This window comes from Nocardioides sp. (assembly GCF_030150155.1).
GTDB lineage: Bacteria > Actinomycetota > Actinomycetes > Propionibacteriales > Nocardioidaceae > Nocardioides.
In genome coordinates this window covers 222250-237357 of sequence record NZ_JASLGR010000034.1, presented here as the reverse complement: position 1 = coordinate 237357, position 15108 = coordinate 222250, and the positions used below count along the sequence as shown (strand labels likewise).

Below are 15108 nucleotides of genomic sequence, written 5' to 3'. Positions count from 1 at the left end.
CTCGGTTCGATGGCCGGTCACATCGCCGTCGGGCACTGTCGTTACTCGACCACCGGCTCCACCAGCTGGGAGAACTCGCAGCCGATCTTCCGGCACACCGCGGCCGGCAACGGCGTGGCCCTCGGACACAACGGCAACCTGGTGAACACCGCCGACCTCGCCGACCGCGCCCGGCAGCTCGGCATCTACGGCAGCTCCGAAGCCGCCACCTCCGACTCCGACGTGGTGGGCGCGCTGCTGGCCTACGAGGCCGCCGACAAGACCCTCGAGCAGGCGGCGCTGGAACTGCTGCCCTCGCTGCGCGGCGCCTTCTGCCTGACCTTCCAGGACGAGAACACCCTGTACGCCGCGCGCGACCCGCACGGTGTCCGGCCGCTCTCCCTCGGCCGGCTCGACCGCGGCTGGGTGGTGGCCTCCGAGGATGCCGCGCTGGCGACCGTGGGCGCCTCCGTCGTCCGCGAGATCGAGCCCGGCGAGATGGTCATCATCGACGAGAACGGTCTGCGGTCGCGCAAGTTCGCCACGCCTGAGCGCAAGGGCTGCGTGTTCGAGTACGTCTATCTCGCTCGCCCCGACGCCACCATCGCCGGGCGCAACGTGCACGAGTCGCGCGTCGAGATGGGCCGCGTGCTGGCTCGCGAGTTCCCGGTGAACGCCGACCTCGTCATCCCGGTGCCCGAGTCGGGCACGCCCTCGGCGACCGGCTATGCCGAGGAGTCGGGCATCCCCTTCGGCCAGGGCTTCGTCAAGAACTCCTACGTCGGCCGCACCTTCATCCAGCCGTCGCAGACGCTGCGCCAGCTCGGCATCCGGCTCAAGCTCAACGCGCTCGAGCACATGATCCGCGGTCGCCGCATCGTCGTGGTCGACGACTCGATCGTGCGCGGCAACACCCAGCGCGCCCAGATCCGGATGCTGCGGGAGGCCGGAGCGACCGAGGTGCACGTGCGCATCTCCAGCCCGCCCGTGAAGTGGCCCTGCTTCTACGGCATCGACTTCGCCACCCGCGCCGAGCTGATCGCCAACGGCCTCGACGTCGACGAGATCGCCGCCTCGGTGGGGGCCGACTCGCTCGGCTACATCTCGCTGGAGGGCATGGTCGACGCCACCCGGCAGTCGATGGACCAGCTCTGCACGGCCTGCTTCACCGGCCAGTACCCGGTGGCGCTGCCCGACGAGAGCCAGCTCGGCAAGCACCTGCTCGAGGTGAGCCTGCAGTCGCCGACCATGGGCAAAGCTCTGCCTGTGCTCAACAACCCCTGATCCTGCGCCAGATCGTTCAACGAGGAGTCCCGTGACCAACGCGTATGCAGCCGCCGGAGTCGACATCGAGGCGGCCGACAAGGCCATCGACCTGATGAAGGAGTGGATCGAGAAGGCCCGCCGGCCCGAGATGATGGGCGGGCTGGGCGGGTTCGCCGGGCTCTTCGACGCGAGTGCGCTCAAGGCGTACCAGCGGCCGCTGCTGGCGACCTCGACCGACGGTGTGGGCACCAAGGTCGAGATCGCCCGCCGGATGGACGTGCACGACACGATCGGGTTCGACCTGGTCGGCATGGTCGTCGACGACCTCGTGGTCTGCGGCGCCGAGCCGCTCTTCATGACGGATTACATCGCCACCGGCAAGGTCGTCCCGGAGCGGATCGCCGCGATCGTCAAGGGCATCGCGATGGCGTGCGCCGAGGCCGGCGCGGCGCTGGTCGGCGGCGAGACCGCCGAGCACCCGGGCCTGCTGGCCCCCGACGAGTACGACGTCGCCGGAGCCACCACGGGCGTGGTGGAGGCCGACGGCCTGATCGGGTCGCACCTGGTCACCCCGGGCGACGTCGTGATCGCGATGGCCTCCTCGGGGCTGCACTCCAACGGCTACTCGCTGGTGCGGCACGTGCTGCTCAACACCGCGAACCTCCCGCTGGAGGGCCACATCGACGAGCTCGGCTCGACCCTGGGCGAGGAGCTGCTGGTCCCGACCCGGCTCTACACCAAGCCGTGCCTGCGGGTCGCCCGCGAGACCGCGACGCACGCGATGAGCCACGTCACCGGTGGCGGCCTGGCCGCCAACCTGGAGCGGGTCGTCCCGGCCGAGGTCAGTGTCACGATCGACCGCGCCACCTGGACGCCGGCCCCGATCTTCGATCTGGTCAAGCGCACCGGCGACGTCGCGCAGGCCGATCTGGAGGCGACCCTGAACATGGGTGTCGGGATGGTCTCGCTGACCGCTCCCGAGAGCGTCGACGCCACCTTGGCGATCCTGGCCGAGGCCGGGATCGACGCCTGGGTCGCTGGAGAAGTCTCAGCGGCCGCTGAGGGCCTCGCGGGCCGGGTGTCACTGGTCGGCCAGCACCCGGGCTGGTAAGCCGCTCAGGGCGGATCTGAGGCTCGCTGCGCCCCCGAACACGGGGAGAGAGTGTCAGATTCGCCATAGGCGAACACGTTTTCGCCACGCCGGTGTGCGTTCGGGCCCATGGAGCAGGTAGCGTTGGCCCTACGAAAACACAGTGAGACGCCCGGGAGCCTGTGGCCCCGGCCTACGTGCGAGGGGGCTGACCCTATGGGGCGCGGCCGAGCGAAAGCCAAGCAGACGAAGGTCGCTCGCGACCTCAAGTACCGCACTCAGGACACGGACTTCGGTGCCCTTGCGCGGGAGTTGCATGGCGGACACGATGCGACGGATGACCAAGAGGTGGACTACGGCGCCTGGTCTGACTACGCGGAGGACTCGCGCGACTGAGGTCGTCGGCACTGGTGTGGGCTGAGGTCCAGACCAGTGCTGTGAGTCTGATGCGACGGATCCGTCGGACTCCTCTCCGGTACGAGAACGGCACGCGGTGGCTTCGCCCCGCGTGACGTTGGTGGTGCCGGAGAGAGTCCGAGCCGTCGTCCGGTCCTGTCTCGTGCGGGATCGTCACACGTACTGAGCGTCAGGCACGCTCAGAGAGCCCCTGTGGCGCTGCGTTCTGCGCGCTGTCGAGGGGTGCCGCGGAGGCCCTGTGTGTGCGTCCGCGTGCCATAACGACATGCGCTCGTTGCAGAACCTTCATGTCCGCTTGACGGATTTCCTTGCGAGGAAGGTTTCCAAACGGCGTTGCGTTGGTAGTGTTCCTCACGCAACAGGTGCAGTTCCGTCGGAAGGCGTTGGCAGCATGAGTTGTGAGTTCGTCGAAGCTGGCGGACTCTCGCCCCGACTAAGGAGATACAAGAGCAATGGCTCAGGGCACCGTGAAGTGGTTCAATGCTGAGAAGGGCTTCGGCTTCATCGCGCAGGAGGACGGCGGCGACGACGTCTTCGTGCACTACTCGGCCATCCAGTCCAATGGCTACAAGTCGCTCGACGAGAACCAGAAGGTTGAGTTCGACGTCACCGCTGGCCCGAAGGGTCCGCAGGCGGAGAACGTTCGTCCTCTGTGAAACGACGCCCTGACGTGAGTCAGGGCCGTCATCAAGCTGAGGCCTCGTCCTCATAGCTGTCACAGGCCGGTGTCCCCAGGGACACCGGCCTGTTGCTATTTCTGCGCGAAGCCCGACGGCGTTGGGGGTTTGTCCCTACGCTGGAGAGGGTAGGTGGGGGCTGGGAGGCTGAATCGTGAAGGACCGGCACTGGGGGCAGTGGATGAATGAGCAGTTCGACGCATCGTTGGTGGACCCTGAGCTGATGGGTGAGGTGGAGCTGACCACCAACCTGATCGTGGCCGCGAGCGAGACCGACGAGCATCTGTCGCAGGCAGAGATCGACGCGATCCTCGGCGTCAGGGCCAGCTGACCCGGCCGCAGGGCTCCGCTCAGCAGCCGGCGAAGAGCACCGGCCCGCTGGACAGGTCCGAGAGCACGCTCTGTCCCGGCTTCGGGGTCAGCGCCAGCGTGACGACCGTGCCCGAGGCCTTCGCCTTCGTGAGGGTGAACCGGTCGCGGAACGACCCGCCCTGCCCGGGAGCGTCGCCGCGGGCCAGGGTCGCGCGCGCCTCGGCGTTGTGCCGGGCGACGTCGTCGTTGTCGAACGTCATCGCCACCCGCAGGTGGCTGGCGTCGGGGGAGTAGCCGAACGCGAACGCGGTCAGCGGATCGAGTCCGCCGACCGAGCTCAGCAGCACCCGGGCCTGCTCCTGGTCGAGGTCGTCGGCCTGGCTCATCGCCAGATGGCCGCAGGTGTAGTCGCCGGAGAACAGCACCGCCGAGACCGGTGAGGGCAGCTGCTCGGCGGCCTTCGTCATCGCTGCGACGGGCTTGACCATGTCGCGGTCGGCGACCTTGCGGACGTAGTCGGGGTCGTCGCTGGCCACCACCAGGTCGCCCGCGGTGGTGACGTAGGTGAGCTCCGGGCTCAGCTGCAGCTCCGGGGCGACCGCGGAGCCGTCGTACACGCCGTGGTCGCTCTTCTTCCAGCCCGCCTTGGCCAGCCGCGCCACCCAGCGCTGGGCGCCGTCGACCCGCAGCACGACCACGGCGCCGTCGTCGGCCTGGGCGAAGGTCTCCGTGCGCAGGTCCGTGATCGGCAGCCCGAGCTTGTCCAGCGCGGCGGCCGAGGTCACCATCGCCGAGGTCGAGGACAGGTCGGCGTCGTAGGCCCGGTCGAGGATGCCGGCGGTGCCGCCCTTGCGACCCACCTTCTTCATCACCGCCGACCAGTCGGTCCACGAGATCCGCTGGGCGTCACCGGGGACCAGGTCGAGCGCCTTGACCAGCGCCGATCGGTGCGCGGCGTGCCACCACGAGGCACCCGCCCAGATCAGCACCAGCGCCACGATCGCGGCGCACGCCTGGGTGATCCGTCGCCTGCCCTGCGCCGTCAGCCTCATGATCAGACAGACTAGGGGTGTGGCGAGGGGTAGAACGACCGAGAGTCTGGTTGTCCGGAGGACAACTGAAATAGTCGCAGCCGGGGCGATCGTGTTCCGCCCAGGAAGCAAGGGCGGTGAGGTCCTGCTGGTCCATCGGCCCAAGTACGACGACTGGTCCTTCCCCAAGGGCAAGCGCGACCGCGGCGAGCTGACCGTCACGGCGGCGGTGCGCGAGGTCGAGGAGGAGACCGGTCTGCGGATCCGGCTGGCGCGCCCGCTGGCCACCCAGCGCTATGCCACCAGCAAGGGGATGAAGCAGGTCTTCTACTGGATCGGCCGGGTTCGTACCGACGCCCTGGCCCCCAACACCGTCGACGTCGCCGACTACGTGCCCAACGCCGAGATCGACCAGGTCCGCTGGGTGCCGGTCACCGAGGCGGTCGACCTGCTGAGCTACTCCTACGACCGCGACACCCTCGCGGAGGCGCTGGAGCAGCCCAAGCGGACCGAGACCGTCGTGATCGTGCGGCACGCCCTGTCCCGGGCTCGCTCCCGCTGGCGGGGCGAGGACACCCTCCGGCCGCTGCTGGCGACCGGGCGGGCCCAGGCCGCTCACCTGGCGCCGGTGCTGGCGGCATACGGCGTCGCCCGCGTGGTCAGCAGCCCGAGCGTGCGCTGTGTGGACACGGTGGCGCCGTACGCCGGCACGGTCGGCCTCACCATCGAGCCCGAGCCGCTGCTGAGCGAGGAGGGCACCAGCCCGAAGGCGACCCGTGAGCGGACCCGGACGGCGGTGGGGGAGCAGCCCGTCGCGCTGTGCACCCATCGCCCGGTGATGCCCGCCGTGGCGGCGGCGTTCGGGCTGGCCGACCCCGACCTGGACAAGGGCGAGGTGCTGATCGTGCACCTGCGCAAGGGCGTTCCGGTCGCGGTGGAGCGTCACCTGCCGACGCCGACGGGGCATCCCGCCGTGCACTGAGTCGCTCGGCTGTTCACCTGAGAAGTCAAGGCCCCCTGAGGGTAATTCACCCTCGATTCGCCACTCTGGCCGCTCGGGGACACCAAAACGGCATGGCGCGTACACCACCCGTTCACTTTGGCCTCCCGGGCAGGTCACCTGGGCTCCTTAACGTCGATCTCGTCAACATCGAAGATCAAGCGAAAAAATCTAGGAGTCCGAAGTGATCACCACTTCCCTCCGCCGGGGCGTTCTCCCCGGCGTCGCCGCTATCGCGGTCGTTGCCTCGCTCGCCGCCTGCGGCTCGTCGGACAACTCGACGGACAAGTCCTCCACCGGCGGTAGCTCCAAGGGCACCATCGCTGCTGGTGGCTCCTCGGCGCAGGAGAAGGCCCAGGAGGCCTGGCGTGCCGGCTACAAGGCCATCAACGCCGACGCGACCATCACCTACGACCCGGTCGGCTCCGGCACGGGTCGCGACAACTTCTACTCGGGTGCCTACAAGTTCGCGGGCTCCGACTCCGCGATCCCGGACGCTGACCTGGCCAAGGCCAAGGAGGCCTGCGGCGGCACCGACGCGATCGAGGTCCCGGTCTTCGTCTCCCCGATCGACGTGATCTTCAACGTCGACGGCGTGAGCACCCTGAACCTCGACGCCGCCACCATCGCCAAGCTCTTCAACGGCGAGATCAAGAACTGGAACGACCCGGCGATCGCGAAGCTCAACCCCGACGCCAAGCTGCCGAACCTGGCCGTCTCGCCGGTCCACCGCAGTGACTCCTCGGGCACGACGGACAACTTCACCGACTACCTGTTCAAGGCCTCGGGCGGTGCCTGGAAGACCGAGCACAGCAGCGACTGGCCGACCCAGACCGGTGAGAGCGCCGAGAAGACCGCCGGCGTGATCAACGCCGTCACCGAGGGCAAGGGCACCATCGGCTACGCCGACGACTCCGCTGTTGCCTCGACCAAGCTCGGCAAGGTCTCGGTCAAGGTCGGCTCGTCCTACGTCGCCCCGTCCGCCGACGGCGCCGCCGCCGGTCTGGCCTCCTCGAAGCTGGTCGACGGCGCCGCCGCCACCCAGCTGGTCTACAACATCGACCGCGTCCCCACCGACGCCTCGATCTACCCGGTCTTCATGGCGTCGTACTTCATCGCCTGCCAGACCTACAGCGACAAGGCCACCGCTGACATCGTCAAGGGCTTCGGCGAGTTCGCCGTCTCCGAGGCTGGCCAGACGGCTGCCGCGACCAACGCCCTGTCGGCGCCGCTCCCGAGCGACATCTCCGCCAAGGCCACGGCGATCCTCGAGAAGATCACCGCGAAGTGAAGACCGCGCCAGACGCAGCCGCCGAGCTGACGGCTGGCGGGTCCCACGGCCAGGGCGACCGGGTCTTCTCCCGGTTCGCCCTGGCCTCCGGCCTCACCATCCTCGTCACGCTCGCCGCGGTCTTCGTCTTCCTTGCCGTCAAGGGACTGCCCGGCTTCCACGCTGACGCGGAGGTCTACGGGCCGGGTGCCTCGAACTTCTGGGTGTACGTCGGCAAGCTCCTCTTCGGGACGACCCTCGCCGCGATCATCGCCCTCATCATCGCCGTTCCCTTCTCCGTCGGGCTGGCGCTCTTCATCTCGCACTACGCCCCGCGCCGCCTGGCCACGCCGATCGCCTACGTGATCGACCTGCTGGCCGCGGTGCCCTCGGTCGTCTTCGGCCTGTGGGGCGCGCGGTCGCTGGCCGTCGCCTTCCAGCCGGTGCAAGCCTGGCTCGCTGAGCACGCCAGCTGGATCCCGCTCTTCAAGGGGCCCGCCTCGGCCACCGGCCGCACCATCCTGGTCGCCGGCGTCGTGCTCGCGATCATGTGCATCCCGATCATCACCGCGATCTGCCGCGAGGTCTTCGCGCAGACGCCGCGGCTCAACGAGGAGGCCGCCCTCGCCCTGGGCGCCACCCGCTGGGAGACGATCCGGTACGCCGTCTTCCCCTACGCCCGCTCCGGCATGATCGCCGGCATCATGCTCGGCCTCGGCCGAGCGCTGGGCGAGACGATGGCGGTCGCGATGGTGCTCTCGGCCACGCCGATCGTCAGCCTCAACCTGATCTCCTCGACGAACCCGGCCACGATCGCCTCCAACATCGCCTCGAAGTACAACGCCGAGGACACCCGGATCCAGACGGTGCTGCTGGCCACGGGCCTGGTGCTCTTCGTCTTCACCTTCGCGGTGAACTTCATCGCCCGGTACGTCTCCGGCCGCTCGCAGAGGAAGCTCGCGTGACCACTCAGCAGCTCACCCCCTCGACCATGCCGACCCTGGACTCGGCCCGTCTGCCGGCGTACGCCGGATGGCTGGTCTTCGTCCTGAGCTTCGCCCTGTCGGGGCTGCTCGCGCTGCTGCTCGGGATGGGCATCGTCCCGTTCGTGATCATCGGCGGGCTGCTCACCATCGTCGGCATCCCGGTCTGGTCCCTGGTGGTGGAGAACCGCCGTGCCGCGACCGACAGGTTCGTCACCGCGATCGTGTGGGCGCTCTTCGCGGTCGCCCTGGTGCCGCTGGTCTGGCTGATCTGGGTCGTCCTCAAGGAGGGCGTGCCGGGGATCAACTGGGACCTGCTCACCCACGACCAGGTCCAGACCCTGGACCCCGCTACCGGCAAGCTGATCGTCGGCGCCGGCCTCAAGCACGCCCTGATCGGCACCATGATGATCACCCTCGGCGCGATCATCATCTCGGTCCCGATCGGCATCTTCACCGCGATCTACCTGACCGAGTACGCCGGCAAGAACAAGATCGGCCGGACGATCACGTTCCTGGTCGACGTCATGACCGGCATCCCCTCGATCGTCGCGGGTCTGTTCGCGCTGGCGCTGTTCACCCTGATCTTCGGGGTCGGCACCCGGATGGGTGTGATGGGCTCCATCGCGCTGTCGCTGCTGATGATCCCGACGGTGGTGCGCTCGGCCGAGGAGATGATGCGGCTCGTCCCCGCCGACCTGCGGGAGGCGTCGTACGCGCTCGGTGTGCCCAAGTGGCGGACCATCGTCAAGGTGGTCATCCCGACCGCGTTCGCCGGCATCGTCACCGGTGTGGTGCTCGCCATCAGCCGTGTGATCGGTGAGACCGCGCCACTGCTGGTCGCGGTCGGCACCTTCGAGTCGGTGAACTACAACCTCTTCAGCGGGCGGATGATGACCTTGCCGGTCTACATCATGACCCAGTACAACACCGCCACCCCGCAGGGCTTCTCCAACGCCTGGTCGGCGGCACTGATCCTGATCGTGCTGGTGATGGTGCTCAACCTGGTCGCGCGTGCGATCAGCAAGATCTTCGCTCCGAAAACCAAGCGCTGAGCAGGCGCAGACAGCGCTCGAAAGGAAAACACTCCGGTGGCCAAGAGCATCGACGTCAGCGACGTCAACATCTACTACGGCGACTTCAAGGCCGTCGAGGGCGTCGACATGACGATCAAGGCCCGCTCGGTGACGGCGTTCATCGGCCCCTCGGGCTGCGGCAAGTCGACCTTCCTCCGCACCCTCAACCGGATGCACGAGGTGATCCCCGGAGCCCGCGTCGAGGGCAAGATCGCCGTCGGCGGCCAGGACCTCTATGCGCCTGAGGTCGACCCGGTGGCAGTGCGCCGGATGATCGGCATGGTCTTCCAGCGGCCCAACCCGTTCCCGACGATGTCGATCTACGAGAACGTGCTGGCCGGCAACCGCCTCAACTCCAAGCGGATCCCGAAGGCCGAGGCCGACGCGATCGTGGAGCGCTCGCTGCGCGGCGCGAACCTCTGGAACGAGGTCAAGGACCGGCTGAGCAAGCCCGGCATGGGCCTGTCGGGTGGTCAGCAGCAGCGGCTGTGCATCGCCCGCGCGATCGCGGTGGAGCCGGAGGTCCTGCTGATGGACGAGCCGTGCTCGGCCCTGGACCCGATCTCGACCGCTGCGGTCGAGGACCTGATCCACGAGCTCAAGGACCAGTTCACGATCGTGATCGTGACCCACAACATGCAGCAGGCGGCGCGGGTCTCCGACGAGACCGGCTTCTTCAACCTGAAGGCCGCCGGGCAGCCGGGGCACCTGGTCGAGTTCAACCCGACCAAGAAGATGTTCACCAACCCCGACAACGAGGCTACCGAGCAGTACATCTCCGGCCGCTTCGGCTGAGTGAACGATCCAACCGGCGCGAGAGGGCGTAGATGAACACTTGGTGAACAGGTGCTTTGAAGGTTAAGAAACCGCTGGTCAGGGTTACGACAACCGCCGGGGGGTCCCCTAAAGTGAGGGCGTTCGTCACCCAAACCACAGGGGTCCTTCGTGCGGTTCCGTATCCGTCCGGTCGATACGTCCTTCTACGATCTGTTCACCGAGTCCGCCAAGCATTTGGTGGTCGGGGCTGATCTCCTCGCCGAGATGCTCAGCGACACTTCCGATCGGGAGGACGTCGCCAAGCGCATGCGCGAGGCCGAGCACCAGGCCGATGAGACCACTCACGCCATCGTGAAGCGGGTGAACTCCGTCTTCGTGACGCCGTTCGACCGCGATGACATCTACGCGCTCGGCTCCGGGCTCGACGACGTCATGGACGAGATGGACGAGGTCGTCGACATGGTCCTGGTCTACGGCGTCAAGGTGCTGCCGCCCGAGCTCGGCGACCAGGTCGCCGTCCTCCAGCGCTGCGCCGAGCTGACCGCCGAGGCGATGCCGAAGCTGCAGTCGATGAAGTCCCTCGAGGCCTACTGGATCGAGATCAACCGGCTCGAGAACACCGGCGACAAGAACCACCGCCGGATCCTGGCCCAGATCTTCTCCGGGGAGTACAAGGCCGTCGAGGTGCTCAAGCTCAAGGACATCGTCGAGAAGCTCGAGTCCGCGATCGACGGCTTCGAGCGGGTCGCGAACACCATCGAGCAGATCGCTCTCAAAGAGTCGTAAGGGTTGTCTGCATGACTCTCGCGATCGTCATCGCGGTTGTGATCATTGCCCTGGCATTCGATTACACGAACGGCTTCCACGACGCTGCCAACGCCATCGCCACCTCGGTGTCGACGCGGGCACTCACCCCGAAGGTCGCTCTGATCCTCGCGGCGGTGATGAACTTCATCGGTGCGCTCCTGGGTCAGAAGGTCGCCCACACGGTGGCCGACACCCTCGACCTGAGCGCTGCTGACGCCAAGCACGCGCTGGTGATCATCATGGCCGCGCTGCTCGGCGCGATCACCTGGAACCTGATCACCTGGTACTTCGGGCTCCCGTCCTCGTCCTCGCACGCTTTGATCGGCGGACTCGTCGGAGCCGCGCTGGTGGCCGGCCCGACGGTGGCCGACGTGCACTGGCAGACGATCGTGGACAAGGTGCTGATCCCGATGGTGGCCTCGCCGATCGTCGGCTTCTGTGCCGCGTTCGCGGTGATGCTGGCGATCATGTGGATCTTCCGCAACCACCCCGCGACCCGCGTGCTGCGCGGCTTCCGTCTGCTCCAGACGGTCTCCGCTGCCGCGCTGGCGCTGGGCCACGGCCTGCAGGACGCCCAGAAGACGATGGGTGTCATCTTCCTGGCGCTGGTCGCCTCGGGCCACGCCACCGCCGGCGACGACCTCCCGCTGTGGGTGATCATCGGCGCGGCGAGCGCGATCTCGCTGGGCACGTACTCCGGCGGCTGGCGGATCATGCGCACCCTCGGTCGCAAGATCATCGACCTCGACCCGGCCCGCGGCTTCTCCGCCGAGCTGGTCGGCGCCTCGGTGCTCTACACCACCGCGTTCGTCTGGCACGCCCCGATCTCCACCACCCACACGATCACCTCGGCGATCATGGGTGCCGGTGCCTCGAAGCGGCTCAACGCCGTGCGCTGGTCGGTCGCGGGCAACATCGTCTTCGCCTGGGTCTCGACCTTCCCCGCCGCCGGTCTGGTGGCAGGTCTGCTCTACTGGGTGCTCAAGCCGATCCTGCTCTGAGATCCGGGTTCACCACCGCCGAGATCCGGGTTTACCACCGCCGACTTCCGGGTTCACCACGGTCGAGATCCGGGTTCGCCCCGGGGCCGACTCAGGCCAGCCCGCGCCGCAGCTCGGCCGCCATGTCGGCTGTCGCTGCACGTGAGGAACGGGCGAGCAGCACGTTGAGGAACCCGTGGATCTGGTCGGGGTACCGGCGCTGGACGACTCTGCCGCCCGCCTTCTCCAGCTTGGTGGCGTAGGCCTCGCCCTCGTCGCGGAGCGGGTCGAATCCGGCGGTGGCCACGAACGCCGGAGCGATGTCGGCCGGCACCTCGGCGTACAGCGGCGCCAGCCGCGGGTCCCGCGGGTCGATCCCCGCCGGCACGTACGTCGCCACCGCAAGGTCGATGAAGCGGGTCGTGAGGAAGAAGCCCTCCCCGAACATCGACCGGCTGGCCGTCGGGTTCTCGTCGGTCTCGGTCACGGGGTAGATCAGGAGCTGGAACGCGCACTGCCCACCGACGGCGAGCGCGACCCCGGCGGCGAGGTTGCCGCCGGCCGAGTCCCCGCCCACCCCGATCCGGGCCGGGTCGACGCCCAGGGTCGCGGCGTTCTCCCGTGCCCAGGCGAACGCGGCCAGGGCGTCGTCGTACGCCGCCGGGAAGGAGGCCTCCGGGGCGAGCCGGTAGTCGATCGAGAGCACCGGGATCCCGGACTGCTCGCAGAGGAAGCGTGCCGGGGCGTCGTGGGAGTCGAGGTCGCCGTAGATGAAGCCGCCGCCGTGGTAGAAGACCAGCAGCGGCCCGGCCGCACCCGGGTCGGCGGGGACGCTGGGGCGGTAGAGCCGGGCGCCCATGCCGGCGACCTGGAGGTCGCGCGAGGAGCCCACCTGCTGGCGCCCGCCGGCCAGCGTCGACTGGCGCAGCAGGCCCTTGCGGCCCTGCATGATCGGGAGGGTCTCGACGGCGGGACCGGAGACGCCGGCGAGCTTGAGCATCGCCTGGGTGTCGACGGCGAGGGTCTGTCCGTCGAGCACGACCGGGGGCCCGGCGATCCGGCGCAGCGCGGCGTCGGGGAGGGCCATCGTGGCGGAGAACGCCACCTTCTCAGCGTTGCCGGTGACCTTGGTGGCCGCAGCACCTGCGGCCGCACCGGCGCGGCCGGCTGCCTTCGCGAAGATACTCATGGAAGGGAACATACCGTCGGAATGTGAGTTGGGACATGGGGTGAAGGAAGTCGCCTGCTGTTCATCTCGTGGTGGCAGACTCGGGCCATGACGCTCGACGTTCCTGACATCGACCCCGTGGTGCCCGAGGTCGGCTCGTACGACGTCGAGCCGCCGTACGTGCCCGACCATGTCGAGCTGGCCGCCGTCGAGCAGTTCGATGACCGGTTCCTGGACCGCGAGCTCTCCTGGCTGAAGTTCAACCAGCGGGTGCTGGAGCTGGCCGAGGACGAGCGCCTTCCGCTGCTGGAGCGGGTCCGGTTCCTGGCGATCTTCACCTCCAACCTCGACGAGTTCTTCATGGTCCGCGTCGCCGGTCTCAAGCGCCGGATCGCCGCCGGCCTCGCCGTCCGTGCCGCCAGCGGCCTGCTCCCGCGTGACGTGCTGGAGCAGATCTGGGCCGGCGCCCGGGCGCTCTCGGAGCGGCAGTCGGCCGTCTTCACCGGCCAGCTGCTCCCGGCCCTGGCCGAGGAGGGCATCGAGCTGCTGCGCTGGAGCGAGCTGAGCGAGGCCGAGCAGAAGTCGTGCAAGAAGCTCTTCAAGGAGCGGATCTTCCCGGTGCTGACGCCGCTCGCGGTCGACCCGGCGCACCCGTTCCCCTACATCTCCGGGCTGAGTCTCAACCTGGCGGTCCTGATCCGCGACCCGCGCACCGACAAGGAGCACTTCGCCCGGGTCAAGGTGCCGTCGAACTTCACCCGCTTCGTGCCGCTGGGCAACGACCGGTTCGTGCCGCTCGAGGACGTCATCGGTGAGCACCTCAAGAAGCTCTTCCCCGGGATGCAGATCCTCGAGGTGCACACCTTCCGGGTGACCCGCAACGAGGACCTGGAGGTCGAGGAGGACGACGCCGAGTCGATCCTCGCCGCCCTGGAGAAGGAGCTGCTGCGACGCCGGTTCGGTCCGCCGGTGCGCCTGGAGGTGGAGGAGTCGATCTCCGCCTCGGTGCTCTCCCTGCTGGTCTCCGAGCTCGGCATCTCCGAGGCCGAGGTCTTCCTGCTGCCCGGGCCGCTGGACCTGCGCGGACTGCACGGCATCGCCGACCTCGACCGGGCCGAGCTGCAGTACCCGGCCTTCGTCCCGACCACCCACCACCGCCTCGCCGAGGTGGAGTCGGCCGCCCCGGTCGACGTGTTCAAGGCCGCGCGCCGCCGCGACGTGCTGCTGCACCACCCCTACGACAGCTTCGCGACCTCCGTGCAGCGCTTCATCGAGCAGGCCGCCGCCGACCCGCACGTGCTCGCGATCAAGCAGACCCTGTACCGGACCAGCGGCGACAGCCCGATCATCGACGCCCTGATCGACGCTGCCGAGGCGGGCAAGCAGGTGCTGGTCCTGGTCGAGATCAAGGCGCGCTTCGACGAGTCCGCCAACATCCGGTGGGCGCGCAAGCTCGAACGCGCTGGCTGCCACGTCGTCTACGGCCTGGTCGGTCTCAAGACGCACTGCAAGCTCGCGATGGTCGTCCGCGACGAGGGTCACTACGGCGGCGGGATCCGCCGCTACACCCACATCGGCACCGGCAACTACAACCCCAAGACCTCACGGATCTACGAGGACTTCGGGCTGATCACCACCAACGACGCCATCGGCGAGGACGTCGCTCACCTGTTCAACAACCTCTCGGGATGGTCGCGTCAGACCGAGTACGCCGAGCTCCTGGTCGCCCCGGACTCGGTCCGTTCGGGCCTGGTCGACCAGATCCACGCCGAGATCGCCCACCACCGTGCCGGTCGCCCGGCACGGATCCGGCTCAAGGCCAACTCGGTCGTCGACGAGGCGGTGATCGATGCCCTCTACCTCGCCTCGCAGGCCGGCGTCCCGGTGCAGATGCTGGTGCGTGGCATCTGCGCGCTGCGGCCCGGCGTACCGGGTCTGTCGGAGACGATCGAGGTGCGTTCGATCCTCGGCCGGTTCCTGGAGCACTCCCGGGTCTTCGCCTTCGAGAACGGTGGCGAGCCGACCGCCTGGATCGGGTCGGCAGACATGATGCACCGCAACCTCGACCGTCGGGTCGAGGTGCTGGTGCGGATCCCGCTGGCCGACCACGTCGCCGTGCTCGGGGAGCTGCTGGACTGCGCCTTCGATGCCAACACCAAGGCGTGGGTGCTCGACGCGGCGGGGGAGTGGACCCTCAACTCCGGTGCGGTCGACCTGCAGGCGAAGCTGATCGACGACCAGCGCCGCAAGCGCTGATCGGTCCGCGAGGGAGTCG

At 68.5% G+C, this 15108-nt stretch carries 15 protein-coding genes; 13 read left to right on the top strand and 2 right to left on the bottom strand.

From position 1 onward, the window contains the following. From purF to Q1V88_RS11250, 5 genes are all read left to right on the top strand, one after another. Window positions 1-1263: amidophosphoribosyltransferase (purF, locus tag Q1V88_RS11270; RefSeq protein WP_300681289.1), on the top strand; the 1263-nt coding region annotated here is incomplete at its 5' end. 31 nt (window positions 1264-1294) lie between these two features. After that, window positions 1295-2356 (top strand): phosphoribosylformylglycinamidine cyclo-ligase, encoded by a 1062-nt coding sequence (gene purM / locus Q1V88_RS11265; protein WP_300681288.1) that lies wholly within the window; start codon window positions 1295-1297, stop codon window positions 2354-2356. A 195-nt stretch (window positions 2357-2551) separates the two neighbouring features. Then, window positions 2552-2731, top strand: coding sequence for a DUF3073 domain-containing protein (locus Q1V88_RS11260; protein ID WP_300681287.1), 180 nt, complete (start codon window positions 2552-2554; stop codon window positions 2729-2731). A 473-nt stretch (window positions 2732-3204) separates the two neighbouring features. Beyond that, the gene (locus Q1V88_RS11255; RefSeq protein ID WP_300681286.1) at window positions 3205-3408 is read left to right on the top strand and encodes a cold-shock protein; all 204 of its coding nucleotides are present in this window, start codon (window positions 3205-3207) and stop codon (window positions 3406-3408) included. A gap of 202 nt (window positions 3409-3610) precedes the next feature. Further along, window positions 3611-3760, top strand: a complete 150-nt coding sequence (locus tag Q1V88_RS11250) for a hypothetical protein (protein WP_300681285.1) — start codon at window positions 3611-3613, stop codon at window positions 3758-3760. Window positions 3761-3779: 19 nt separating this feature from the next. Here Q1V88_RS11250 and Q1V88_RS11245 read toward each other — a convergent pair whose 3' ends face one another. Continuing rightward, window positions 3780-4793, bottom strand: a complete 1014-nt coding sequence (locus Q1V88_RS11245) for a hypothetical protein (RefSeq protein WP_300681284.1) — start codon at window positions 4791-4793, stop codon at window positions 3780-3782. Here Q1V88_RS11245 and Q1V88_RS11240 point away from each other — a divergent pair. The 7 genes from Q1V88_RS11240 (at window position 4792) to Q1V88_RS11210 (ending at window position 11686) form a co-directional block, all read left to right on the top strand. Further along, window positions 4792-5754, top strand: coding sequence for an NUDIX hydrolase (locus tag Q1V88_RS11240; protein WP_300681283.1), 963 nt, complete (start codon window positions 4792-4794; stop codon window positions 5752-5754). The two genes, Q1V88_RS11245 and Q1V88_RS11240, sit on opposite strands and share 2 nt — an antisense overlap. 202 nt (window positions 5755-5956) lie before the next feature. Beyond that, on the top strand, window positions 5957-7063 hold the full coding sequence (gene pstS / locus Q1V88_RS11235; RefSeq protein WP_300681282.1) for a phosphate ABC transporter substrate-binding protein PstS: 1107 nt from the start codon (window positions 5957-5959) through the stop codon (window positions 7061-7063). Then, entirely contained in the window at window positions 7060-8007 is a 948-nt protein-coding gene (gene pstC / locus Q1V88_RS11230; protein ID WP_300681281.1) for a phosphate ABC transporter permease subunit PstC, read from the top strand. Before pstS ends, pstC begins: the two co-directional genes overlap by 4 nt. Then, window positions 8004-9080 (top strand): phosphate ABC transporter permease PstA, encoded by a 1077-nt coding sequence (gene pstA / locus Q1V88_RS11225; RefSeq protein ID WP_300681280.1) that lies wholly within the window; start codon window positions 8004-8006, stop codon window positions 9078-9080. Before pstC ends, pstA begins: the two co-directional genes overlap by 4 nt. Window positions 9081-9116: 36 nt before the next feature. After that, entirely contained in the window at window positions 9117-9896 is a 780-nt protein-coding gene (pstB, locus tag Q1V88_RS11220) for a phosphate ABC transporter ATP-binding protein PstB (RefSeq protein WP_300681279.1), read from the top strand. A gap of 150 nt (window positions 9897-10046) precedes the next feature. After that, window positions 10047-10664, top strand: coding sequence for a DUF47 family protein (locus Q1V88_RS11215; RefSeq protein ID WP_300681278.1), 618 nt, complete (start codon window positions 10047-10049; stop codon window positions 10662-10664). 11 nt (window positions 10665-10675) lie between these two features. Continuing rightward, complete coding sequence (locus Q1V88_RS11210) at window positions 10676-11686, top strand: inorganic phosphate transporter (RefSeq protein ID WP_300681277.1); 1011 nt, start codon at window positions 10676-10678, stop codon at window positions 11684-11686. Window positions 11687-11777: 91 nt separating this feature from the next. Here Q1V88_RS11210 and Q1V88_RS11205 read toward each other — a convergent pair whose 3' ends face one another. Next, window positions 11778-12854: an alpha/beta hydrolase gene (locus Q1V88_RS11205; RefSeq protein WP_300681276.1), complete on the bottom strand. Its 1077-nt coding sequence runs from the start codon at window positions 12852-12854 to the stop codon at window positions 11778-11780. An 87-nt stretch (window positions 12855-12941) separates the two neighbouring features. Here Q1V88_RS11205 and Q1V88_RS11200 point away from each other — a divergent pair, with 87 nt between their 5' ends. Beyond that, the gene (locus Q1V88_RS11200) at window positions 12942-15089 is read left to right on the top strand and encodes an RNA degradosome polyphosphate kinase (protein WP_300681275.1); all 2148 of its coding nucleotides are present in this window, start codon (window positions 12942-12944) and stop codon (window positions 15087-15089) included. Window positions 15090-15108: the final 19 nt, after the last annotated feature.

Excerpts from the sequence above, each read along its gene's own strand:
- Q1V88_RS11260 (WP_300681287.1), top strand. The coding sequence starts at position 2,552 with ATGGGGCGCGGCCGAGCGAAAGCCAAGCAGACGAAGGTCGCTCGCGAC.
- Q1V88_RS11255 (WP_300681286.1), top strand. The coding sequence starts at position 3,205 with ATGGCTCAGGGCACCGTGAAGTGGTTCAATGCTGAGAAGGGCTTCGGC.
- Q1V88_RS11250 (WP_300681285.1), top strand. The coding sequence starts at position 3,611 with ATGAATGAGCAGTTCGACGCATCGTTGGTGGACCCTGAGCTGATGGGT.
- Q1V88_RS11240 (WP_300681283.1), top strand. The coding sequence starts at position 4,792 with ATGATCAGACAGACTAGGGGTGTGGCGAGGGGTAGAACGACCGAGAGT.
- Q1V88_RS11245 (WP_300681284.1), bottom strand. The coding sequence starts at position 4,793 with ATGAGGCTGACGGCGCAGGGCAGGCGACGGATCACCCAGGCGTGCGCC.
- Q1V88_RS11210 (WP_300681277.1), top strand. The coding sequence starts at position 10,676 with ATGACTCTCGCGATCGTCATCGCGGTTGTGATCATTGCCCTGGCATTC.
- Q1V88_RS11205 (WP_300681276.1), bottom strand. The coding sequence starts at position 12,854 with ATGAGTATCTTCGCGAAGGCAGCCGGCCGCGCCGGTGCGGCCGCAGGT.
- Q1V88_RS11200 (WP_300681275.1), top strand. The coding sequence starts at position 12,942 with ATGACGCTCGACGTTCCTGACATCGACCCCGTGGTGCCCGAGGTCGGC.